Source organism: Paenibacillus sp. 79R4, assembly GCF_013393165.1.
GTDB lineage: Bacteria > Bacillota > Bacilli > Paenibacillales > Paenibacillaceae > Fontibacillus.
On sequence record NZ_QJOT01000002.1, the window covers coordinates 392718 to 416429 of the forward strand.

The 23712-nt window shown below is 50.1% G+C and carries 22 protein-coding genes and 3 riboswitches; of the genes, 15 read left to right on the forward strand and 7 right to left on the reverse strand.

The annotated features are described in order from the left end of the window. Nucleotides 1-15 precede the first annotated feature (15 nt). The 3 genes from DMN77_RS03740 to DMN77_RS03750 all read left to right on the forward strand — a co-directional run bounded on the left by DMN77_RS03740 (nucleotide 16) and on the right by DMN77_RS03750 (nucleotide 2498). Complete coding sequence (locus DMN77_RS03740) at nucleotides 16-522, forward strand: GNAT family N-acetyltransferase (RefSeq protein WP_068781033.1); 507 nt, start codon at nucleotides 16-18, stop codon at nucleotides 520-522. An 87-nt stretch (nucleotides 523-609) separates the two neighbouring features. Next, nucleotides 610-1218 (forward strand): TVP38/TMEM64 family protein, encoded by a 609-nt coding sequence (locus DMN77_RS03745; RefSeq protein ID WP_068781034.1) that lies wholly within the window; start codon nucleotides 610-612, stop codon nucleotides 1216-1218. A 56-nt stretch (nucleotides 1219-1274) separates the two neighbouring features. Then, the gene (locus tag DMN77_RS03750) at nucleotides 1275-2498 is read left to right on the forward strand and encodes an MFS transporter (protein WP_179013583.1); all 1224 of its coding nucleotides are present in this window, start codon (nucleotides 1275-1277) and stop codon (nucleotides 2496-2498) included. A gap of 765 nt (nucleotides 2499-3263) precedes the next feature. On the opposite strand, the gene DMN77_RS03755 is transcribed toward DMN77_RS03750, so the two are convergent. Beyond that, entirely contained in the window at nucleotides 3264-3962 is a 699-nt protein-coding gene (locus DMN77_RS03755) for a metal-dependent hydrolase (RefSeq protein ID WP_179013585.1), read from the reverse strand. A gap of 537 nt (nucleotides 3963-4499) precedes the next feature. Beyond that, a riboswitch (cyclic di-AMP (ydaO/yuaA leader) is annotated at nucleotides 4500-4740 on the forward strand. Between the two features lie 105 nt (nucleotides 4741-4845). After that, nucleotides 4846-5042, forward strand: a riboswitch (cyclic di-AMP (ydaO/yuaA leader). Between the two features lie 116 nt (nucleotides 5043-5158). On the opposite strand from DMN77_RS03755, the gene DMN77_RS03760 reads away from it, so the two are divergent. The 6 genes from DMN77_RS03760 (at nucleotide 5159) to rpoD (ending at nucleotide 13510) form a co-directional block, all read left to right on the forward strand. Then, nucleotides 5159-5572, forward strand: coding sequence for a hypothetical protein (locus DMN77_RS03760; RefSeq protein WP_068781037.1), 414 nt, complete (start codon nucleotides 5159-5161; stop codon nucleotides 5570-5572). 49 nt (nucleotides 5573-5621) lie between these two features. Then, nucleotides 5622-7301, forward strand: coding sequence for a potassium-transporting ATPase subunit KdpA (gene kdpA / locus DMN77_RS03765; protein WP_179013586.1), 1680 nt, complete (start codon nucleotides 5622-5624; stop codon nucleotides 7299-7301). Between the two features lie 20 nt (nucleotides 7302-7321). Next, nucleotides 7322-9352, forward strand: a complete 2031-nt coding sequence (kdpB, locus tag DMN77_RS03770; RefSeq protein WP_179013588.1) for a potassium-transporting ATPase subunit KdpB — start codon at nucleotides 7322-7324, stop codon at nucleotides 9350-9352. A 30-nt stretch (nucleotides 9353-9382) separates the two neighbouring features. Further along, nucleotides 9383-10009, forward strand: a complete 627-nt coding sequence (gene kdpC / locus DMN77_RS03775) for a potassium-transporting ATPase subunit KdpC (RefSeq protein ID WP_068781040.1) — start codon at nucleotides 9383-9385, stop codon at nucleotides 10007-10009. A 59-nt stretch (nucleotides 10010-10068) separates the two neighbouring features. Next, nucleotides 10069-12378, forward strand: coding sequence for a histidine kinase (locus DMN77_RS03780; RefSeq protein WP_179013589.1), 2310 nt, complete (start codon nucleotides 10069-10071; stop codon nucleotides 12376-12378). Between the two features lie 238 nt (nucleotides 12379-12616). Continuing rightward, entirely contained in the window at nucleotides 12617-13510 is an 894-nt protein-coding gene (gene rpoD, locus DMN77_RS03785) for an RNA polymerase sigma factor RpoD (RefSeq protein ID WP_179013591.1), read from the forward strand. Between the two features lie 112 nt (nucleotides 13511-13622). On the opposite strand, the gene DMN77_RS03790 is transcribed toward rpoD, so the two are convergent. Then, entirely contained in the window at nucleotides 13623-14711 is a 1089-nt protein-coding gene (locus tag DMN77_RS03790; protein WP_068781043.1) for a chymotrypsin family serine protease, read from the reverse strand. A 36-nt stretch (nucleotides 14712-14747) separates the two neighbouring features. Beyond that, nucleotides 14748-14891, reverse strand: coding sequence for a hypothetical protein (locus tag DMN77_RS03795; RefSeq protein WP_179013592.1), 144 nt, complete (start codon nucleotides 14889-14891; stop codon nucleotides 14748-14750). Further along, nucleotides 14865-14924: riboswitch (Fluoride riboswitch) on the forward strand. It overlaps the preceding gene by 27 nt. A 99-nt stretch (nucleotides 14925-15023) precedes the next feature. On the opposite strand from DMN77_RS03795, the gene DMN77_RS03800 reads away from it, so the two are divergent. Next, nucleotides 15024-16370 (forward strand): voltage-gated chloride channel family protein, encoded by a 1347-nt coding sequence (locus DMN77_RS03800; protein ID WP_229521027.1) that lies wholly within the window; start codon nucleotides 15024-15026, stop codon nucleotides 16368-16370. Between the two features lie 75 nt (nucleotides 16371-16445). Here the strand turns inward: DMN77_RS03800 and DMN77_RS03805 are convergent, their stop codons facing one another. Next, a complete protein-coding gene (locus DMN77_RS03805; RefSeq protein WP_068781044.1) occupies nucleotides 16446-16865 on the reverse strand; it encodes a DUF4183 domain-containing protein in 420 nt (139 codons plus the stop codon). A 208-nt stretch (nucleotides 16866-17073) separates the two neighbouring features. On the opposite strand from DMN77_RS03805, the gene DMN77_RS24110 reads away from it, so the two are divergent. From DMN77_RS24110 to DMN77_RS03830, 5 genes are all read left to right on the forward strand, one after another. Further along, nucleotides 17074-17928, forward strand: coding sequence for a DUF4183 domain-containing protein (locus DMN77_RS24110; RefSeq protein ID WP_218652839.1), 855 nt, complete (start codon nucleotides 17074-17076; stop codon nucleotides 17926-17928). Between the two features lie 215 nt (nucleotides 17929-18143). Continuing rightward, complete coding sequence (locus tag DMN77_RS03815; protein ID WP_179013678.1) at nucleotides 18144-19022, forward strand: radical SAM/SPASM domain-containing protein; 879 nt, start codon at nucleotides 18144-18146, stop codon at nucleotides 19020-19022. Nucleotides 19023-19067: 45 nt separating this feature from the next. Continuing rightward, nucleotides 19068-19979 carry a helix-turn-helix transcriptional regulator gene (locus DMN77_RS03820; RefSeq protein WP_179013596.1) on the forward strand — a complete coding sequence of 304 codons (912 nt, stop codon included), beginning with the start codon at nucleotides 19068-19070 and terminating at the stop codon, nucleotides 19977-19979. A 267-nt stretch (nucleotides 19980-20246) separates the two neighbouring features. Next, nucleotides 20247-20741 (forward strand): DinB family protein, encoded by a 495-nt coding sequence (locus DMN77_RS03825; RefSeq protein ID WP_179013597.1) that lies wholly within the window; start codon nucleotides 20247-20249, stop codon nucleotides 20739-20741. Between the two features lie 15 nt (nucleotides 20742-20756). Further along, nucleotides 20757-21023: a zinc ribbon domain-containing protein gene (locus DMN77_RS03830; RefSeq protein ID WP_068781050.1), complete on the forward strand. Its 267-nt coding sequence runs from the start codon at nucleotides 20757-20759 to the stop codon at nucleotides 21021-21023. A gap of 116 nt (nucleotides 21024-21139) precedes the next feature. On the opposite strand, the gene DMN77_RS03835 is transcribed toward DMN77_RS03830, so the two are convergent. From DMN77_RS03835 to namA, 3 genes are read right to left on the reverse strand one after another with little or no spacing between them, the layout of a single operon-like run. Further along, nucleotides 21140-21982 (reverse strand): 1,4-dihydroxy-6-naphtoate synthase, encoded by an 843-nt coding sequence (locus tag DMN77_RS03835; RefSeq protein WP_179013599.1) that lies wholly within the window; start codon nucleotides 21980-21982, stop codon nucleotides 21140-21142. Then, nucleotides 21979-22692 (reverse strand): futalosine hydrolase, encoded by a 714-nt coding sequence (locus DMN77_RS03840; protein ID WP_068781052.1) that lies wholly within the window; start codon nucleotides 22690-22692, stop codon nucleotides 21979-21981. Before DMN77_RS03840 ends, DMN77_RS03835 begins: the two co-directional genes overlap by 4 nt. A 2-nt stretch (nucleotides 22693-22694) precedes the next feature. Continuing rightward, nucleotides 22695-23708, reverse strand: a complete 1014-nt coding sequence (gene namA, locus DMN77_RS03845; protein ID WP_179013600.1) for an NADPH dehydrogenase NamA — start codon at nucleotides 23706-23708, stop codon at nucleotides 22695-22697. Nucleotides 23709-23712 lie beyond the last annotated feature (4 nt).

A 23712-nucleotide genomic window follows, 5' to 3' on the forward strand; every position in this document is an offset into this window, starting at 1 on the left:
AGGAGAGGTACACGGATGGATGAACAATATGTCATTGAGGATGCGGTTCTTGAAGATCTGGGCCGCATTGTAGATATATATAATGAGACGATTACCGGACGGATGGTTACGGCTGATTTGGAGCCGATCACTGTAGCCAGCCGCCTATTATGGTTTGAAGAGCACGCCCCGGATTTTAGACCGCTATGGGTACTTAAGGAGGGGGAAAGAATCGTTGCATGGCTCAGCTTTCAATCGTTCTATGGACGACCAGCTTATCTGGCGACGGCGGAGATCAGCATCTATATTTCCGCAGAATGCCGTGGTAAGGGCTTGGGCAGTCTGCTGCTTCAGCGGGCGATCGATTTCTGTCCGCGAATCGCGGTGAATACGCTGCTTGGTTTTGTGTTTGCCCACAACCAGCCGAGTCTCTCCCTGTTAGAGAAGTTCGGGTTTGAACGGTGGGCGCACCTGCCTCGTGTTGCTAATATGGATGGAATTGAGCGCGATCTTGTTATTTTGGGAAGAAGAGTTGAACACTAATCGAGCTTTGGGCCGAAAGATTTCTCACTGCAAAGTGATATTGTTACACATCTTGGCCCGAAGAGTCGAGAATGGAGAAGAAATCGCTTGAATGAATGGATAGAACAATGGACGAGTTGGCTGATTAATGCCACACAGCTGGGCGGTTTTTCTATACTGATCATTACGATTCCGCTGGCGCTTCTGCAAGGAACGATCGGCATATTCCCGTTTGCGACAATCGTCATGCTGCATATCTCCGTATTGGGGATCGCGGATGGACTCATCGCCAGCTGGATCGCCGGAACGGCCGCCGGGATGATCATATATTTACTATGCGGCTACTTATTCGCTGACTGGTTCAACCGCAAATGGCTGCGTAAGCTGCAAAAATATGAGAAATGGCAAAGAGGCCTGGAGCGGTATGGCGTATGGGCAGTAATATTTCTGCGCACCCTGCCGATTATGCCTAACAATTTGATCTCGTTCATGTCGGCTATATCCAATATGAAGCTATCATCGTATACATGGTCAAATATGGTTGGCAACCTGTCCGGGATATGGCTGTATGGAATATTAAGCGCATCGGTCGTATTTCCAGACACAGATCTTCGCAAGCTAATATTCAGTTATATTATTTTTCTGGTCGCCCTTACCATCATCTTCTGGTTCAGAAATCGGAATATGATCAAGCGGGACCGCAGCATGACGGCATAATCGCCTATAAAGTATAAATGTAAAATAGAGATATGAGTGGAGAATGGGGTGGCACAATGAGTACAGCAAATATAGCGGCGAAGCCGAAGACGAGGAAGCTGTTATTTAGCGCTGGCCTCAGTTGGATGTTCGACGCGATGGATGTCGGGATTATATCGTTTATCGCCGCTGCTTTGGCGGCGGACTGGGGGCTGACCCCACAACAAACAGGCTTGTTCACAAGCATTAACTCGATCGGCATGGTGTTCGGGGCCGCTCTGGCGGGTCTGATGGCCGACAAATTCGGCCGTAAAGCGGTGCTGCTCTGGACGCTGGTTATTTTTGCTGCAGCGAGCGGTTTGTCCGCTGCTGCTACAGGATTTGCCATACTGTGCGTGCTTCGCTTTATCGCCGGCTTTGGGCTTGGCGGTGAGCTGCCCGTAGCATCCACCTTGGTCTCGGAATCTGTACCCGCCAAGGATCGGGGGCGGGCTGTCGTTTTGCTAGAGAGCTTTTGGGCCCTCGGCTGGATTCTGTCAGCGCTGATCGCTTATTTTGTAATCCCGGATTACGGCTGGCGGATGGCTTTTGTCATTAGTGGTGTGCCAGTCTTGTACGCCTTGTATTTGCGTCGCTCAATTGAAGATCCGCCGCGGTTTATCGAGCAATCGAATGCCATGAAACAGCGGTTTTCGGTCAGAGAGAAGCTGCAATCTGTATGGTCAGCTCCTCATCGACGCTCGACGATCATGCTCTGGATTTTATGGTTTACTGTAGTCTTCTCCTATTACGGCATGTTCCTATGGCTGCCTTCGGTCATGGTCCTGAAGGGCTTCAGCCTCGTCAAGAGCTTTGAATACGTGTTGATTATGACCCTGGCTCAATTGCCGGGTTATTTCACGGCTGCCTACTTCATAGAGAAGTTCGGCCGGAAATTCGTATTAGTCCTGTACCTGGTGCTTACCGCTGCAAGCGCGGCCTGGTTTGGCAGCGCAACGACGGAAGGGATGCTGATCGCCTCGGGGATTTGCTTGTCCTTCTTTAATCTGGGGGCGTGGGGAGGCATGTATGCCTATACGCCGGAGCTGTATCCGACCAAGGTCCGGTCGACAGGTGTTGGCTTCGCTGCTTCCTTCGGCCGGATTGGCGGGGTAATCGCTCCGTTCCTGGTTGGCTGGCTTGTAGCCCGGGAGGTAGCGATCAGCTCGATCTTCTGGCTGTTTTTCGTTACGGTTCTGATCGGCGCGATTGCCGTCCTCTGGCTAGGTACCGAGACAAAAGGGAAGGAACTTTTGGACTAGCTTTGGATTAGCAAGCGCCTCTGTGCCTGTCTGTTCAAGGGAGCGCTAATGAAAAATTGAGCTGGCATAAAGGGGAGAACAAGGTGATGCAGAAGCGAAACGCTGTTTGCTGAAGCGAATCTGCATCTGCTTCTTGTTGTAAGTTTCGCACGGCATTATGTTGGTCGGGATATGGTACTTCCCGATTTGATTCGGGAAGGCAACATGGACCCGATTGCGTAATCTACTATTTTGGAGATTCTAACGAAACGTGGTATCGTTATTGGCTTCAAATCGGGGCGCTGAGATTTTTAACGAAACTGGGTATCGCTATTGAACAAGAATTATCTCTTTTTGCTGGTATTTCGCCCAAATAACGATATGGTGTTTCGTTAAAAATAATTTCCCGCTTTTGGGGAGCCAATAACGTTCTGTAGTTTCGTTAGAAATAAAAATAGCTGCTGATAAGCAGCTATTTTTATTTGGTCCAGCATTGGTCCAGCATTGGTCCAGCATTGGTCCAGCATTGGACTAACATCGGACTAGCATCGTGCCAGTATCAGGCCAGCATTGGTCCAGCATTGGACTAGCATCGTGCCAGTATCAGGCCAGCATTAGCCCAGTATCGTGCCCGCATCGGACTAGCGTCGTGCCAGTATCAGGCCAGCATTGGGCGGTAGGTGCAGCCGGTGCGGTCGGTTATGGGCGGATGGCCTGACCAGCTGGGTTAATGGCCCGGATACAAAATAAATAGAGCGGTCGATGAAGTGAGACGAGAATGGTCAGTTAACGCTCCAATTGAGCTTGATCGAGGCTTTCGCCCGGCAGCAGGGCATGGCCGGATATGCCAAGCTTTTGCAATTGGTGGGCGAATTGTGCTCCGTCCTGCTTGATGAGGCCAAATGTATCGTAGTGAACCGGGACCACGTGCTTGGCGCCGATCCATTCGGCAGCGAGCAGGGCGTCCTCCGGTCCCATGGTGAAGAAATCGCCGATCGGGATGAAGGCGAGATCGATCTTATGTTTGCTTCCGATGAGCTTCATATCGCTGAACAGTGCGGTATCACCGCAATGATGGACGATGAAGCCGTTGATATTAAGCACAATGCCCGCAGCAACTCCCAAGTAGACATTGGTTCCGTTCACTTCTACGGATGAACTGTGGAGAGCCGGGGTGAAGGTTAACTTGCCGAACGGGAAGTTGGATGAGCCTCCCAGGTTCATCCCGGTTGCCTTAAGCCCTTTTTGCTTAAAAAAGTCGGCCAGTTCAACAATAGCTACGATGGTGGCTCCAGTCCTTCTGGCAATCGCCTCAGCGTCCCCGATATGATCCGAATGCCCATGGGTAAGCAGGATATAATCGACATCGATATCTTCTGCCATAGCAGCTGCTTTAGGATTTCCGGTCAAGAATGGGTCGATGATCAGACGGTAATCGCCGGTATCTAAAAATACGCATGAATGTCCGAGATACGTTAGTTTCACAAATATCGCTCCTTTTTGGCAAAATAATGAACTAACTCTATTATAGCGAAGCAGAGGCATGAGTAAAATTTTGCTGGCTGGCCAGTGCAGTATTAACATTTTGCGCCTGCCGGATCACTGCATAGCTGTGAGCTATGATGATCCAGACGGTAGCTAATCCCGGTCAAAACAGCGGCGGCAATGGTGACTATTCCCCCGGACCAGGACACATCGATCAATCGACTGTTTATGGCAACGAAGCCGCCAAGCGTCGAACCGAAGGCAATATAGATAGGGTTTGCACTTGCTTACCGAGTATAACGTTCCAGTAAAGGGGAGAGTCCAGAGGTCGTTTGCTATAATCTGTGGAATTCTTATAAAAGAATTCAAAATCAAGAGTAGAAATGAGCTATAGCGAAAATTAGAGAGCGCCATATCAATGTAAGCGGTATATTTTCGTATTCCTTTAAATTTATCGCTTTTTTTGCCAGGAAGTTGGCTTTACAGTCAACCCTTGCAGCGGTATGATTCAATCCATAATCCATAATCAATATTAACCAATTCCGATCGCTTAATCTCTGGGATATTCCAGGGAACGGGGGAACCAACAAGTGCTTGCTGCGTGATGATCAATGCGGCTTGCGCGACGTCTGAAGGGCCAGGGCTGGTGTGAGAGCCAACACAGGCCCATTCGGACAGGGGTGAATCCTGAGGAAGAGACCATGGACTCTTCTCGGGTAGGGCGACTCTCACCGCCCGAATCCGTCAGCTAACTCCGTCAGCGTGGGTATGAGAGAGGAAAGGTGACTGCGAGCCGCAATAAATTCGGCCACAGAGGACCGTTTGCCTCTGTGGTTTTTTGCGCCCTAATTTGAAAAATGAATTGAAATACAATGAAATGATCCATCAAAAAACGCTGAATGCTGTCGTGGATAGGACAGCAGCGGGGGAACCAACGGTACTGAGTGATGTCCGCTCCGCGGGCTTCTCAACCTTAGTTCCATGGGGTGAATCGCTTGGAGGATAATCTATTCTTCAAGGTAGGGCGACTTCCGCGCCCGAATCCGTCAGCTAACCTCGTAAGCGTCAAGGAAGAGGCAACCACCAAAGGCCGAATAGTGGGTCCAAGACCACCCATAAAGCCGCGGGGAAGGTTACTATCTTTCCTGCGGCTTCTCTTGTGTTGTCCTCTGCAAATTCAAGGAGGGTGTTCTCAAGTGGAGGGAGAGTTTGTTCTGGTAGCAGCCCCGAACCCGGTTGGACTGAAGTTCATTTTGCTGCTGATGGCAGCGAAGCGTAATTTCGCGGTACTGGTGAACAACAAGAAGGAGGAAGAAGTCCTTCATAAACTGGGCGTAAGACATGTATTGCGCATCAAGACGGATGACGAGCAGAGCTGGATCGTTCCGCCGTTTCCAATCGGCCGCTGCTATATTTTTGAACTGAGTATGACATTAACTTGTCGCTATTTGCAAATCTGCCGGAGATGGACGCAGGATCAGATTTTCATTATTACTCCGAATAAAAATCCGCGCATGATTTACAAAGGGCTGGGAGCTTCTTATGTCATCCATTCCGTGAGCGGAGAGGTTGGATTTCTGCTTACGGCAAAGCCACAGCTTGAGCAATAAGCCGGAGCTTAAAATTTATAAACAGGATTCCTGATGGGGTGAGTGTGTAATGGATTATTTACAAATGTTCATCGTGATCGGCGTCATATTATTGCTGGTGAAGCCGGTCGGAACTTATATATATCATGTTTTCTCCAATGTACCGAATCGTAGTGATCGCATCTTCGGAGCAACAGAGCGGTTTATTTTCAGCATAGCCGGCTACCGGCGGCGCGAAGGGATGGATTGGAAGAAATATATTATCAGCTTGCTGGCCACCAATGTGGTGTTGATGACCATCGCTTTCCTGCTTCTCAGCCTGCAGCAGTGGTTGCCTTGGAATCCCGAAGGAAGCGGTGGTATGGAGCCGACGCTGGCATTCAATACGGTAATCAGCTTCATGACCAATACGAATCTGCAGCATTATAGCGGGGAGACAGCACTGAGCTATTTCTCGCAAATGGCTGTTATCACCATGATGATGTTCACATCGGCGGCTACAGGTCTATGCGTTGCTATTGCTTTTATCCGCGGGATTACCGGGAGAGGCCAACGGCTGGGGAATTTCTTCGAGGATTTTGTAAAGGCGATCGTTCGTATTCTTCTGCCTGCTTCGCTGATCGTAACGCTTCTGCTGGTGGCGCTCCAGGTTCCGCAAACCTTGCAGCCTGCCACGGCTGTGAACACGCTGGAAGGGACTGTACAGCGAATCTCGCTTGGGCCGGTGGCCTCGCTGGAATCCATCAAGCATTTGGGTACGAACGGGGGTGGATTCTTTGGAGCAAATTCCTCTCATCCGTTCGAGAACCCCAGCGGGTTGACGAATGCAATAGAGATGTGGTCCATGTGGCTGATCAGCGCATCACTGCCTTATACATTCGGTTTATTTGCCCGCAATAAGAAGCAAGGTTGGGTTATTTTCTCCGCGATGATGGTCTTGTTCCTTGGATTTCTATCTTTGGTCTATTTCAGCGAGAAGGCCGGGAACCCGCTCTTCCATACGCTTGGAATAGACCTCACGCAAGGTAATATGGAGGGCAAAGAGGTGCGTTTCGGGGTTGCGGGCTCGGCGATTTTTACGGCGATTACGACCGCTGCGACTACGGGGAGCGTTAACAATATGCATGATTCGCTTACTCCGCTTGGCGGCCTGGCAGCTCTGGCCCAGATGATGCTGAACGTCGTCTTTGGCGGGAAGGGCGTCGGACTTATGAACATGGTGATGTACGCCATACTCGGCGTATTTATTTGTGGATTAATGGTCGGCAGAACGCCGGAGTTCCTTAGCAAGAAGATTGAAGCCAGGGAGATGAAGCTGATCGCCATTGCGATTCTTATCCATCCCTTGCTTGTGCTTGCGCCAACAGCAATCAGCGCTATGACAGGGTTAGGGTACGACGCAGTCACAAATCCGGGGTATCACGGTCTGTCGCAAATGCTGTATGAGTATGCATCCTCTGCCGCAAATAACGGCTCCGGCTTCGAGGGCCTCGCGGATAATACTGCATTCTGGAATATTATGACCGGCTTGGTCATGCTTCTGGGCCGCTATATATCCATGATTGCTTTGTTAGCTGCCGCAGGGTCCTTAATGCAGAAAGAGCCTGTCATGGAGACGATCGGTACGCTGCGGACTGACAATAAATTATTCGCTGGAATTCTCGTAGGAACGGTATTGCTAATCGGAGCTCTTACTTTTCTGCCGGTGCTTGCCGCAGGTCCTGTAGCTGAGTATTTGACGCTAAAATAATTTAAAGAGGTGTGCTAAACATGAGCACTGGGCATAAATCGATGTTATCCGGAAAAATGATGCGAGGAGCCGCGCTGGAAAGCTTGAAAAAGCTGAATCCGCTGTGGATGATCAAGAATCCGGTCATGTTCGTTGTAGAAATCGGAGCTTTCCTCGTACTCCTGCAAATCCTGTTCCCCGGATTGCTTGGGGAAGATCACAATACGGGGGTTAATGTGGCCATCTTCTTAATCCTGTTGATTACGATATGGTTCGCGAATTTTGCTGAAGCTCTTGCGGAAGGTAGAGGGAAGGCCCAGGCGGACAGCCTGAAGAAGACGAAGCAGCAAGTTATGGCAAACCGATTAATAGGCGGCAGTACGAAAAGCGTGCCTTCCTCCGAGTTGTGCAAAGGCGATATTGTCGTTGTCTCGCAAGGGGAGATGATCCCGGCAGACGGTGAAATTATCGAGGGGCTGGCTTCGGTGGATGAATCTGCGATCACGGGGGAATCGGCTCCGGTCATTAAGGAAGCTGGCGGCGACTTCAGCTCCGTTACAGGCGGAACTCTGGTCGCCAGCGACAGGATTGTTGTTCGTGTTACGAACGATCCTGGACAGTCATTTATCGACCGGATGATTTCATTAGTTGAAGGTGCAGAACGTCAGAAGACGCCAAATGAAATTGCTTTGGGGACTTTACTTACCGTATTAACGGTTATTTTCCTGATTGTGGTTATTACCTTAAAGCCGATTGCTGATTATCTGAATATTCATCTGGAGATCACCGTACTGGTATCGCTGCTGGTCTGTCTAATCCCGACAACGATCGGAGGACTGCTGTCCGCCATCGGGATTGCCGGAATGGACCGGGTGACACAATACAATGTACTGGCGATGTCCGGTAAAGCCGTAGAAGCCGCCGGAGATATCAACACCATGATTCTCGATAAGACAGGGACGATCACCTTTGGCAACCGAATGGCGGCGGAATTTCTCCCCGTTGCTGGTAGAGCTGAAGAGGAGCTTGCCCGTTGGGCTGCGGTAACCTCAAAATTCGATGAGACACCCGAAGGACGGTCCGTGCTTGAATTGCTTCGCAAACAGGGGCTCGAATATGACGAATCCTTAGCCGCTGCCGGGGAGAGCATTGCGTTCAAAGCGGAGACGCGTATGAGCGGCGTCGACCTGCAGGATGGCAGGAAAGTCCGCAAGGGCGCTGTGGATGCAATTACAAAATGGGTCAGCAGTCAAGGCGGTTCTATTCCGAATGACCTGGAGGCAACAACTAATCAAGTGGCTACGGCGGGCGGGACGCCGCTGGCGGTTGCGGTGGATGAAGTGATCTATGGCATTATTCATCTCAAGGACACCGTTAAACCAGGCATGAAAGAACGATTTGAGCAATTGCGGAAAATGGGAATTCGAACGATTATGTGCACCGGTGATAATCCGCTGACCGCTGCTACGATTGCCAGAGAAGCTGGGGTGGATGATTACATCGCTGAATGCAAGCCAGAGGATAAGATCGATGTCATCCGTCGTGAGCAAGCGCAAGGAAAGCTAGTTGCAATGACCGGTGACGGGACGAATGATGCTCCTGCATTAGCGCAAGCGGATGTGGGTCTGGCGATGAACAGCGGGACGGCATCCGCCAAGGAAGCGGCGAATATGGTGGATCTCGATTCTGATCCGTCCAAGCTGATCGAGGTCGTAGGAATCGGCAAGCAGCTTTTGATGACGCGCGGTGCATTAACTACATTTAGTATTGCTAATGATATCGCCAAATATTTTGCAATTATTCCAGCGATGTTTATGCTGGCTATCCCGGAGATGGATGCACTTAACATGATGAGGCTTGGTTCGCCGCTCTCGGCGATTTTGTCCGCCCTAATCTTCAATGCGGTCATTATTCCGCTCTTGATCCCAATTGCTATGCGTGGAGTCAAGTATCGGCCCATGAGCTCACAGCGTCTGCTAAGCAGAAATTTGCTGATCTTTGGCGTGGGCGGTGTGGTGGCCCCGTTCATCGGTATTAAACTGATCGACCTGCTCGTGCATTTATGGGTCTAATTTATGGATTCAGAAAGGAAGTAATCAAGTATGGCAGTTACTAAATCCGGTAAGCAATCGTGGTTATCTGTCTCGGGCTCGGCCTTATGGGTTGCTCTCCGCTTCAGCATCATTTTTATCATTCTCTGCGGAATTGTCTACCCACTGGCAAGTACAGGCTTGGCACAAATTCTGTTCCCATGGCAGGCTAATGGAAGCTTAATTAAGGACAACCAGGGAAAGGTTATTGGTTCCGAATTGATCGGTCAATCCTTCACGGATCCGAAGCTGTTTCATGGACGAATATCCAGTATTGATTATAATGGGGCAGGCTCAGGCTCCAGCAATTACGCGCCTTCCAACCCGCAGCTGATGCAGCGGATCGGGTCGTCGCTGGACGCATGGAAGAAGGCTAATCCGGACGCGCCGTTCAGCAAACTGCCCATTGATTTAATGACGAACTCGGGCTCCGGACTTGACCCTCACATTACGCCGCAAGCGGCGGAATCGCAGATTCCGCGAATCAGCAAGCTGACCGGCATTGCGGTGGATAAACTGGAATGGATGGTACAGGATGCAACCAGCGCACGGGATCTGGGCCTCTTCGGTCAACCGAGAGTGAATGTGCTGCGGCTTAATATGGAGCTGCAGGAGCAACTTCTAAAAATCAACTCTTAGTTTGATCCAATCCGATTAACTTGTTCTGGCTGAAGAATGTGCGGAAGGTGGATATACCGATGACCTATCGAAGGAAGACGCCGGAAGAAATATTGCAATATATGGAACGAATGCGGCGTGGCAAACTTAAGATCCTGATCGGAGCGACTAGCGGCGCGGGCAAAACGTATCATATGCTGCGCGAGGGGCAGATTCTTAAATCGCAGGGAATCGATGTGATTGCCTGTGCAGTCACAACTTCCCGGCGCCAAGAGACCGTGGAGCAGCTGCACGGAATCGAACGTTGGCCGAGTATTCACTGGATGAAGGAAGGGATAGAGAAGAAGGATCTTCCTCTGGAACAGCTCTTGCAACGCAATCCGGAAGTAGTGCTTGTTGACAATCTGGCTCATCGCAATCGGGAAGGGGCGCGCTTCTCAACCCGTCTCGAGGATATCTCTTTTCTGCTGGAACAAGGGATCAGCGTTATAACGACGATCAATGTATATGAATTGTCCGGCGCTGACATCATTGCCAGGCATTATACCGGAATCCGCGCGGAAAATACCGTGCCGCCGGAAACCCTGGATATGGCCGATGAGGTCAGATTCATCGATGTATCACCGGAAACCTTGCTGAAGCGGGTTGAAGACGGACTACTTGGTCATCAAGTCCCTCTGGCTATTTGCCACAGGGACAATGTCGCGGTACTTCGCGAGCTGTCCCTCAGGTTGATGGCCGATGGGATGAGCGATATGCTGGATAAGCATCGCATGTCGGAAGGTCTTGTCGGCCCTTCAGGGACCGCGGAACGGATTCTGGTCTCCGTCCAATATCATTGGAATGGCTCGATCTATATCCGGCGTGGGCAGCAGATCGCCAAGCGGCTGAATGGTGAGCTAATCGTCGTCGTTTATGTGAAGGCGGGCGTGGAGTTGACGCCGGAGCAAGCCGCCTTTAAGAGCTCGATTCAGCAGCTGTGCGATAAGATTGATGCTGAGTTTATCGAGCTGCCTTTACAAGGACGAAGGAAACTGGCAGGTCAGCTCGCCGAACTGGCGTTGGAGCGTAAGGTGACACGGATCGTAATGGGTCACTCCAAAATGAGCTTATGGCAGGAACTAAGAAAAGGCTCAGTGATAAAAGGCTTGCTGCGCAAGCTGCGAAGCACGGATTTATTCCTGATGGCTGATCGCGCCGAGAGCGAGGGCGAGCGGATCATGGCCATGCGTCCTGCCAAGCCCAATTCAGATAGAAGCGCTGCGTTTCGCCGGCCAAGCCAGGAGGAAGCCAACCAGCGGACCAGGAGTCTTCATAAGGGCACGCTAAAGATATATATCGGTGCTGCCCCCGGCGTAGGCAAGACCTATACGATGCTGCGGGAAGGCAATCATCGTAAGGCCAAAGGGATCGACATTGTCATCGGATTGCTGGAGACTCACGGGAGGGAGGAAACAAAGGAGCAGATCGGAACGCTGGAACTGATTCCGCGGAGAAAATGGCCGTACCGGCAGACTGAATTGGAAGAAATGGATACAGAAGCGATCCTGCAGCGCAATCCCGAGGTTGTTCTGATCGATGAGTTGGCACACTCCAATGTTCCAGGCAGCAGGTTCAAGAAGCGATATGAGGATATACAGCAAATTCTCGAAGCGGGAATTTCCGTTATTACGACGGTGAATGTGCAGCATCTGGAGAGCTTAAATGATGCAGTTGAACGATTGACCGGGATACGGGTTCGCGAACGGGTTCCCGATGCGCTGATGCAAATGGCGGATGAGATTGAGCTGATTGATGTCACTCCGCAGATGCTGCAGCAGAGGCTGCGTGAAGGGAAGATTTACGCTCCTGCGAAAGTGGAGCAATCGCTGGACTCCTTCTTCAAGCTGGGAAATCTGATTGCGCTTCGGGAACTGGCACTTCGAGAGCTGGCCGATGATGTGGATGAACGCCTGGAGTCCTGGGAGAGCAGGACGTCTTTGCGGGGACCATGGCGTAAGAAAGAGTTCATCTTTGTATGTATTACTCATAGCGATGGTGCTGAACGGATTATCCGTCGCGGCTTCAGGCTGGCCTACCGTCTCAAAGCGGAATGGCATGTGGTCTATGTGGGAAATAATAATATAAGAAATGATTCACCAGAGCTGGTCAAGATCAGAAGCTTAACTCAGCAATTAGGCGGCCAGTTTGAGTTATTGCAGACGAGGCGGCATAAGGAGACAACAGCGAAGATGCTGGCTAGGGCGGAGGAATTGGGCGCATCGCAGCTCATTATTGGGCAAGCGAAGCCGAAGAAGCTGCGCTTGCTGGCTAATGAAGCATTATTTATGCATTTGCTCCGCGGCTCCAGAGTACGGGATGTGCTCATCGTCTCAAGAGAAGAATATTAACCTGAGAAAACATGAAAACGCAGATCCATAAGGATCTGCGTGTCTTGTTTGTTAATTAGACTTGTAATTATTAAAAAACTATGTTAAAATGACGGATAGCCAAAACACAGGCGTTTCAATGCAATATTTAAATTTATATTAGCATAAACGCACTAAATTGTCAAATAGGCACACTGCTGGTAGAAATATTGAAAGCGGGAGTTATTTGTTTTTTATTTTTAGGGTGGGGGTCTGACTGATGGCAGAGGATTTAAAACATACTGAATCATACTTGACAGATGACCTATCGTTACCTCCTGGGGTTAAAATCGATGATCCGGTCAGAATGTATCTTAAAGAAATTGGACGCGTTCCTCTGTTGTCGGCTGAAGAAGAAATTGAGCTGGCACAAAGGGTAGAACAAGGTGATGAAGAAGCGAAACGCCGTTTGGCGGAAGCGAATTTGCGCCTTGTTGTAAGTATCGCACGACGTTATGTCGGCCGGGGTATGGTATTTCTCGATTTGATCCAGGAAGGCAACATGGGCCTGATCAAGGCGGTAGAGAAATTTGATTATTCCAAAGGATTTAAATTCAGTACGTATGCAACATGGTGGATACGTCAGGCTATAACGAGAGCGATTGCCGACCAAGCCCGGACGATCCGTATTCCGGTGCATATGGTTGAGACGATCAATAAGCTGATTCGCGTATCGAGACAATTGCTTCAGGAAATCGGCCGCGAGCCAACGCCGGAAGAGATTGCCGCTGAGATGGGGATCTCGCCGGAGAAGGTGCGCGAGATTATGAAGATTGCCCAAGAGCCGGTCTCTCTGGAGACGCCAATCGGTGAGGAGAATGACTCCAATCTGGGCGATTTTATCGAGGATCATGAGGCGCTGGCGCCAGCGGATGCAGCTGCCTTCGAACTGCTGCGCGAACAGCTTGAGGAAGTGCTGGATACACTTACAGAGCGTGAGGAGAATGTGCTTCGACTGCGTTTCGGAATGGACGATGGGCGCTCCCGTACGCTGGAGGAAGTGGGCAAGGAATTTGGTGTTACACGGGAACGGATTCGTCAGATTGAAGCCAAGGCGCTGCGCAAGCTAAGACATCCAAGCCGCAGCAAACGCTTGAAGGATTTCATGGAATAACCACATCATCTTCATTATTATATCTCTAAACAGGACCTGACTATCCGTCAGGTCCTGTTTACGGTTCATCGGAAGTTCTCATTTCCCAGTCAACAATTGTTCATCCGTGAGGTTATTTCGACTTGTTGTTTGTCTTGCATGTGCGGCAGGAGATTGACTTTAGCGTCTTAGCGGATAATGGATGTGTATATAGATAGCGTTTCTGTTTGCCGCGGTTTGGTAAGGAGAGAGACTGCTTACCGCTTCTGGCGACTCTTGCACCGAATACCTTCATGAACCAGTCAATCGGGTAAGAGATGGAGAGAAGGCCGTTATCAGAACCGGCGAAATTGACGGCTGCGGCTTTATTGCCTTTCTTCGTCAGCCAGACGGAGCCAGAGTCTCCGGGTAAAGAGACCGGGTTCTTGCCGCGTATGATGCTCTGATTCTTGAAGGTAATCGTCCCCAGATCCCCATAATCACCGTAATTTACCTGGATATCCGTATGAATGGATTCCACTGTGCCTGTAACCACTCCGCTTGTTCTACCTACCTTCTTGAATTTATCGCCTACTTTGTAGCTGGTAATATATCCGGGAACGTTTCCATACACAGCATATTTCGGCTTCACCAAGCTTCTCCTGAGCGGGCGAGAGATGGCAGCATCTATATAATTATTTTTTTTCTTATGCAGCTTGACGTATTTGCTCATGTAACCGACAAGATCCTTCTTGATCGTCCCGCCATCGGCGCCGCCGGGCTGAATCGTCGCTGAAGTACGGTTTGAATTGTTGTTTACGAGCACATGGTTATTGCTAAGGATATATCGATCTAAGCCCTGAGGATCGGTACTTACAATCAGTCCGGCGGTGCCTGATTCATTGGCCCTGCCAATACTGTACCCGGCGATCACCGGACGTATGCGCTTCATGAACTTACCGCTGTCAGCATTCTTTTTGAAGCCTTTGGAACGAACAACCCGTACCGGGACGCCGGATATTTTCTTGGCAATATTCGTTGACGGCTGCCGGGTGTGCGAGGTTTTGCGCTTGCGGGGGCTAGCGGTTGCCGCTGCCGGAGCAGCATAGACGATGACGGCCGCACCCTTGCCCGGCTTGCCCGGTTCCTTCAATCCGACACCAATCCCGTGGATTCCCCGCTTTTTAAGCATGGTGTTGGCGATGCGCTGCTTCAATAAGTACGCTTTACGAAAACTGGTCAATTGGCATTCACCTTTCTCTGCGCTTTTTGTTCCATTCTATGCAGCAGGCATGGCACCTGCCTGCCCAAGCTTAAGCAGCTTGTCATTGCCATCCCGATCGAAATTGGATTGACGTTGCTCTGCTAATGTAATATAATTTCTCGTAGTGATTTGAATAATATAGGCGATGGAGTTCGCCATAACCGCCGTGAGGCTAATGACTCCTACCAGGTATGGATATCCTGGTAGGAGTCTGTTTTTTTTAGCGCTGGGAGAAACGGAGTATCTAGCCTTTCACGCGGCAGCAACATTAAGCCAGAGAAGAGGAATCAGATGATGAATGAACAAAACGGGGAGAAGAGGGAACGCCTGTTGTATAGTTTCCCGCATATTGCTTATTTGGGCTCTTTTTTGAAGTGGCTTGTTCTTGGTGGGATAGTTGGAATCCTCGCCGGGAGTGCCTCGGCCTTATTCTTGCACAGTCTGGATTACGTAACACAGCAGCGTATTTCCCATCCTTGGCTGTTATTCCTGCTGCCTGTTGGCGGAGCGTTGGTCAGCTATATGTATATGAGGTTCGGCGGCAGCAGTTCAAGAGGGAATAACTTGATTCTGGAAGGGATCCAGAATGGAGGGGAGACTATTCCATTGCGAATGGCCCCGCTTGTCCTGTTGGGCACGCTGATTACGCATTTATTCGGCGGCTCGGCCGGACGGGAGGGAACGGCAGTACAGATGGGAGGAAGCCTGGCAGAGTGGTTCGGTAAAATGATTAAAATCGATGCGCTGGATCGACGGATTTTACTCATGTGCGGCGTCAGCGGCGGCTTCGGCTCCGTGTTCGGCACACCGCTTGCCGGAACGGTCTTTGGCCTTGAAGTTATTGCGATTGGCCTGATGAGTTATCGCGCGCTTATTCCGTGCTTTGCAGCCAGCTTCATTGGAGACATAGTAGCGACTCATGTATGGGGCGTCCATCATACGAGCTATTCCGTTGATTGGATTCCGCCCTTGTCTGTTGGTGTCGTGTTAAAAGTCCTGCTGGCTTCCGTGATCTTCGGCTTGGTCAGTCTCTGCTTCAGTGAGCTCACTCATTTTTTTAAGAGAACCTTTTCCAGGGTATTTAAGAACCCGATAATAAAATCCGCCGTTGGCGGTGCAATCGTCATTGCGCTTGTGTATATCGCAGGCAGCCGTGATTATTTGGGGTTGGGCATACCTCTGATCACCTCCTCGTTGACGGAAGGAGTATCTCCATTCGCTTTCTTATGGAAGCTTCTATTTACTTCAATTACGCTTGGGTCCGGATTTCAGGGAGGCGAGGTAACGCCATTATTCGTTATCGGCTCGACCCTTGGGCATTCCCTGGCAAGTCTACTCCATATATATGGCCCTTTCCTGGCTGCGCTTGGTTTTATCGCAGTCTTCTCCGGGGCAACGAGTACACCGATCGCCTGCTTTATCATGGGGGTTGAAATCTTCGGCTCCGAAGGGGCGTTGTATATGTTCATGGCTTGTATCGTAAGCTATGTGTTCTCGGGGCATACGGGAATATATTCTTCTCAACAAATCGGCATGTCCAAGAGCGGGTTACTGCAGGTGGATACAGGGTCCTCGCTTGAGGATTGGAAAAACACGAAGAAAACGAAGAAGAAAGCAGCACAATCGAGCAATAAGTAACCTTTATAACGCAAGGCAGCACAGGAGGCTGCTCAGTAATATGAGCAGCCTCCTGTTTGATGCATGTCGCTTGATTCAGGAAGTAATTGTGATGACGGGTGCGGAAATATCCGGTGGTGTTGACAGAGTCGATGATACGTTGGCAAAGCTGACGATCTCCAGTTGGATTGGCGTACCGGCGGAAAGATCGGGCGTCGTCGCGGTCAATACAAGACTGTCTGTTGCCAGTGTGGATAGTGATTGCTGCTGAATAACTCCGTTAATATAGACGTTGAAGTAGTCATTGGCGGTTAACGCTGGCAGCGCAGTGATTGCAGTATCCGTGTCGTCTACGAAGCTTCCGGCTGGAATTGTAGTATCCGTAGCTCCTAACATGCCTGCAGTCAGTGTGGCAAAATATCGGGTTGTGTCCGGGTTTAATGTTGTTGTAACTGCGCCGCCGCTGGCAACGGGGGCACTTGCTGTGGCTGTAAATACCGGTTTAATAACGGCCATGGATTCTCACTCCTTATAAATATATGACTAGATCGAGAGATTCTCGATTTATAATATATAATGATTATTTTATAGAATGGCAACGGCGTTTCTACATAGGGATTATTTTTAAACATTTGCCCCGAATTTGGGTAATGTGTCCATTTCTTCGCCATGGATTCAACATAAGATAACATAGTCAAGAATCATGGATCGAGGAGGTGGGTTAATGGTTTTACGCAGTCTTAACCGACGAAGAATAAAGCGGCGCAGACGTTCCTATGCCTTTAGATTGGAACGGATAGGGCAGCATGCGAAATTAGCCAAGTGGCGCAAAGGAAAGAGACATCCCAATAAAACGCATCACTTCGAGAAGAATAAACGGCGTTGGAGGAAACATCATGAGGAAGTAATCCAACTTCCCCATTGTGCTCCTCCACCCCCCAATAAACCGTCGCATCTGCCCCCGGATAGCCACGCAGGTTGGAACAATCCCCCTGGCATAGGAACACCTGGTTCACGAGGTCCGGAAGGCAAACCGGGATTGCAAGGTTCAGAAGGGCTTCCAGGACCGCATGGCCCCCAAGGACCGCAAGGTCCGCCGGGGCCACAAGGGATACCCGGATCCATAGGGCCTGGAGGGCTTCCAGGTCCGCCGGGAGATCAGGGACCGCCCGGGCCACCGGGAATCCAGGGATTGCGGGGATTTTCCGGTCCTCAAGGAGATCCGGGGCCTCCCGGGCCTGCGGGACCACAAGGGCCACCAGGACCACCCGGGGGAAGTAATTTAAGCGTCATCGTATTGCCCTTCCGCTATTTCTATTTTCCTGATTCAGACCTGCAAGCTTCCGTGGTCATACCTGTAGAACAATTCCAGAATGATGATGGAAATAATGCCACTCAGTTTCTTGGTCCCGACCCTAGCAATTACTCGAATTTGTATATTAACGGTCTTTTGCAGGAGGGGCAAATATATGAGGTCACCGCCGATTCATTAATGCTTGAGCTTGGGGATGATACCGTATTTGCCGGTACGCCGATTATCCTGGAACAAGTAAAAATCAGCTTGCGAAGCAGCGGATAAGGAGGACGGATCGCAACGTCAGGTCGGAAGAAGCTTAGACATCAGGAATCCGGCATGGCGTTGTGGTTCGTGGATGAATAGTAGATCATACGGTGGAATTACCGTGACTTTTAGGACAGATCAGTTAGAATAGGAAGTAGATTGGACAAAATTATGTGAATGATCTGATAGATCATCGCTGGCAAGTGCTTGAGATTGGAGAAGAGAGAACGTATATGAAGAAATTCAAGAAATTTTATATTGAGACGACGAGCATTTGCAATTTGGCCTGTAGTTTCTGCCCGCCCACGGAGAGACAAGCCCGTTTTATTAAAGTGGAGGATTTCAACAAAATTCTGGATGACATTAAGCCGCATACGGATTACATATATTTTCATGTAAAAGGCGAACCGCTGCTTCACCCCAAGATCGATCAATTGCTTGATCTAAGCTATGAAAAAGGTTTTAAAGTGAATATAACAACAAATGGGACGTTGATTCATAAGGCAGCTCCGAAGCTGCTCGGCAAGCCTGCGTTAAGGCAAATGAATTTCTCCTTGCACAGCTTTGACGGACATGCCGGGTCTGAGAATCGTGAAGGCTATTTGCGGGAGATCTTCAATTTCGTACGCGAAGCGACGGCGCTATCGGATTTGATCGTGTCCTTCCGACTTTGGAATCTAACGAGGGATAATGTCGAGAATCATATTCGCAGCCGCAATAGAGCTACTCTAGGTTTGATCGAAGAGGAGTTCGAACTGGATTACCGGATTGAGGAGAAGGTAGTTCCTGGCAGCGGTGTTAAAATTGCTGAGCGGATTTATTTAAATCAGGATGTAGAGTTCGATTGGCCTGATCTGAAAGCGGAAGAGGATGATGGACGCGGGTTCTGTCATGCGCTGCGCAACCAGGCGGGAATTCTAGTCGATGGTACAGTGATCCCTTGTTGCCTGGATGGAGAGGGAGTTATTAACTTAGGCAATGTGTACGATAAGCCATTCTCTGAAATTGTAGAGGGGGAGCGCGCAAATCGCTTGTACGAAGGATTCTCACGCAGGGAAGCTGTCGAGGAGCTGTGCCGCAAATGCGGGTATCGCCGCCGATTCGGGAAATAAGGGGAGTTAAGAAAATGTATCGCTGGAAGCGATGCAGGAGGAATCATGTCAAAAATTACGCGTTTGTTTGAAATTGTATATATTTTACTGGATAAGCAGATCGTCACCGCCAAGGAGCTTGCAGATCATTTCGAGGTGTCGCCGCGCACGATCTATCGGGATCTGGACATTCTTAGCGAGGCCAACATTCCGATCTATACGAACAAAGGAAAGGGCGGCGGAATCAGCCTGCTTGAGAGTTATGTTCTGAACAAGTCATTGCTATCCGAGCAGGAGCAGCGGGACATTCTCTCCGTGCTTCAGGGCATGAAGGCAACTCATTATCCTGAAGTCAATCGGATTCTTACGAAAATGAGCGGAATGTTCGGGTTCCAGCAAGCGAACTGGATTGAAGTTGATTTTACTCACTGGGGCGATGAGAAGCAGGAGCGTTTCCAGCTTATCAAGACCGCTATATTGGAACGGCATCGGCTTTCCTTCGACTATTATGGTGCAAGTTCATATGAGAAAACAGCACGGGTGGTAGAACCGATACAGCTCTGGTTCAAAGGGAGGACCTGGTATTTGAGGGCGTATTGCCTGGACAGACAGGCGATGCGTGTGTTCAAGCTGTCAAGGATGAAGGACCTGATTGTGCTTGAAGAGAACTGTACCCGAAGTCTTCTGGCGACCGACCATGTGGAGCAGGAACAGACAGGCTGGGCATCCCAGGCGATGGTTACATTAAAGCTGAAAATAAACGGCGCGTTATTGTACCGAATTTATGATGAGTTTGAAGAGGAGCAGGTCGCCCGCTGTGAGGATGGAAGTTTCATTGCAACAGTGTCTTATCCGGAGGATGACTGGGTGTACGGCTATATCCTGTCTTTTGGCGATATGGCTGAGGTGCTCGAGCCCGCACATATCCGTGAAATTATAGCCAGTAAATTAAAAAATATGATCGGAAGATATAATTAAGGTTAACCGAGCAAATATCCGAAGTGATAAATATTATCCATGACTAAAAAGTAGAGAATGCCCCTAACAGAGAACGTATGCCGTTCTCATGCTTAGGGGCATTCTTCTGAAGTAAATGTGGCAATGACTTCGGATTCGGCGAACAAAAAAGGGAGAAATGATAGAAACATAATCTTAATATGACAGCAAGCTGTCAGTTAGGCATCTATATAATAAAAATAGATTCAATGATTTTACAACTAATAATTAGTAGGGAGGAGGGGACGAGTGGAAAAGACAAGTACGGAAATGGTGGAGGAGTATAACGGGTTGATCCCGTTCGTTGCTTCAATCTGCGGCCTGGAGGATCAGTATTGGGATACCCCGATTGCAGTAGGGAAGTGGACGGTGAAGGACATGTTATGTCATATCATGCTCTGGGATAAGTATTTCTACGAGGAGGCGATTGAGAAGATCAAGCTGGGAGAACCGCTGACTGTGAAGCATCAGGACTTCAATCCGTTTAATGCTCAAGCGATCCGGTATGCGAAATCGAGGACGAAGCTGGAAATCTATGATCAATTCGTAGAGTATCGCACGAAGATTATCCGCGCTATTTCCGGTTTGCAGGAAGAGGAGTATTTGCGGAATTATGTGGACGGAGACGGTAAAAGGTTTAGCATCCGCAGCTATTTGCGCGGATTTATCCCGCATGACAAGAAGCATAAGCAGCAAATACAAAGCTTTATCAAAGCAATGGATGGAGCCAAGCTGAATATTTGAATGGAGGAATTTGAGATGAATGAAATGAAGCTATGCCAGAGCTGTGCTATGCCGATGAACCAGCCTGAAGCTGAATATGGGACGGAAGCAGATGGATCGATTAGCGAGGACTATTGTCATTACTGCTATAAAGAGGGGAGCTTCACGGCGGATGTGACAAAGGATGAAATGGTCGAGATATGTGTTCCCCATATGGTGTCGGATGAGCCGGGAGGCATGAGTGAGGAGACAGCACGTTCTATGATGCAGGGGCTGCTTCCTACGCTGAAGCGCTGGCAATAGGATTTCCGCAAACAAAAAGCTGCAGCTAAAACCGTTTTAACGATTTTTGGCTGCAGCTTTTTATTAGTTGGGCTTCCTTTTAGATCGAGCCTCTTACCTGAAAAATATTCCGTTTCCTATACTCGCAATGCTGCAGGATCAATGGCCGGAACCAGCCCCTCATCGGCGGCGCGGCTGAGCAGTGCAGATATCGCAGCATAGCCGTCATCGCCCAGATCTGCTGAGTATTTGTTCACGTAGAGATTAATATGGGCTTGCGTAACGTCAGGAGACATCTCTTGAGCATGGCTAAGTACATAATCTGCTGATGCTTCCGGATGGGCCCAGGCATATTCTACGGATTGCTTGATCCAGCTGCAAATCGAGGCAAGATCAAGGGAACGGTCGGCAATGATCGCACCTAGCGGAATCGGTAAGCCCGTATCTTCTTCCCACCAGTTGCCAAGATCGGCCATCAGCTGCAAACCATAGTTTTTATAAGTAAAACGCGCTTCATGAATGACCAGTCCGGCATCGATGGAGCCATCCTGGACCGCAGGCATGATCTGATCAAACGGCATGACAATAATCTCGCCAACGCCTCCCGGTACATATTGGGCGGCCCAAAGCCGGAACAGCAAATATGCTGTGGAGCGTTCGCTAGGTACTGCAACGCGTCGGCCGGAGAGGGAAGCAGGATCGCCAAGCTGCTCGGAATTCCCCTTGGTCAATACAAGCGGTCCACAGCCGCGCCCAAGCGCTCCTCCACACGGAAGCAGGGCGTATTTATCCAGCACCCAGGGCAAAGCGGCAAACGATATCTTCATAATATCTCCGCCTTTTCCCTTAGCCGCCCATCCGTTCGTTCGATCGATATCGGCATAGGTCACTTCAAATTCAGGAGTTCCCGGGATCAGGCCATGGACCAGGGCATGGAATACAAAAGTGTCATTAGGACAGGGTGAAAAAGCAATTCTCATCGTTGTAATACCTCCGCTAAAATATAGCAGGCCTGTTCAAGCGCCTGCAGGGCGTCGCCAATCCGCCATAGCTCACGATTACGCGGGCCCACAGCATTGGAGATCGTCCGGATCTCCATGACGGGGATGTTCAGGCGGTGAGCCGCAAATGCCGCACCATAACCTTCCATGGCTTCTGCCACAGCTCCGGGAATTCTTTGCTTCAGCTCATCGGCCGTTTTCTGAGTTCCGGTCACCGTGGAAAGGGTTAGAATAGGCCCGCTGCATACGGCCCATCCGGCATTTTGAATCGACTTGGTCAACTCTTCAGAGAGGGCAGACGCCACCGGAACGCTTGAAGAACCGAAGCCAAGCTTGTCCACGCTGGAGAAGCCATCCCCGGTCTCGGCTCCCAGATCGGCAGCGATAATGCTATCAGCGATGGCGATCGAACCGATCTCGGCCCGTTCTGTGAAGCCGCCGCCGATGCCGGCGCTAAGGACGAGATCATAATTCGGATTGGCGGCCAGATAGGCGGCGGTTTCCGCAGCCGCTGAAATGGGGCCGACCCCGCATAATTGCACATCAAACTTTGCTTGCTCCGCAGAACCTTGCTCACTCGCAGCCCTGGCAATGCCGCGCAGCACGGCCTCGCGCTCGGCCTCTACTGCAGTCATAATCAGGATATTTCTGTAGTTAAGCGTTGTCTGAGTTTTTTCCATATCGTGCATCCTTAGAACGCCCGATCATACTGCTTCGGGGGCTGAATCTCAGCGCCTAGCTCTTTGGCTGCATGCAAGGTCCAATAGGGGTCCTTCAGCAGCTCGCGTCCGAGGAAGACCAGATCGGCTCTGCCGTTGCCGATTATCTCCTCTGCGTGCTGCGGGCTTGTAATAAGTCCTACCGCGCCGGTTGGAATCTCGGCTTGATGGCGAATCTGTTCGGACAGATGCACCTGATAGCCAGGGAAAATGTCGATATGAGCGGGGACAAGGGCACCTGAACTGCAATCGATCAAATCAACGTCCTGTTCCTTCATTTTACGGACATAGTGGATGTAATCCTCAAGATGGTTGCCGCCTTCCGCGTATTCCTCGGCGGAGATGCGCACGAATAGAGGGCCGTCCCATTCCTGCTTGACAGCCTCAATCACTTCCCCGAGCAGACGATAACGATTGTCGGCACTTCCGCCGTATTCATCTTCACGATGGTTGGAGAGCGGCGACAGGAACTCGTTCAGCAAATAACCGTGAGCGGCATGAAGTTCAATGACATCGAATCCAGCTTCTTTAGCGCGGCGAGCCGCATCCCGGAATTTTTGCACGATTCCCTGAATCTCTTCAAGATCGGCGGCCTTTGGCGTCTTCATAGCAGCGAACGGAATCGCCGATGGAGCCAGAATCGTCTCTTCAAGATCAGCCTTGCGGCCTGCATGGGCAAGCTGGATACCGGCTTTGGCTCCGTTCTGCTGCATTAGCGATACAAGTCTTTGCAGCCCTTCGATATGCTCGTTATCCCAAATTCCAAGGTCTCTATAAGAGATCCGGCCTTCAGGCGATACAGCGGTAGCTTCGACAATAATCAGACCTACGCCGCCAACTGCCCGAGTCGGGTAGTGGACGAGATGCCAATCAGATACCTTGCCGTCTTTATTCAGTGAAGAGTACATGCACATCGGGGACATCACTACCCGGTTTCTGAATGTCGTATTCTTGATCGTAAAAGTGGAAAATAGCTTTCTGTCCATTTTT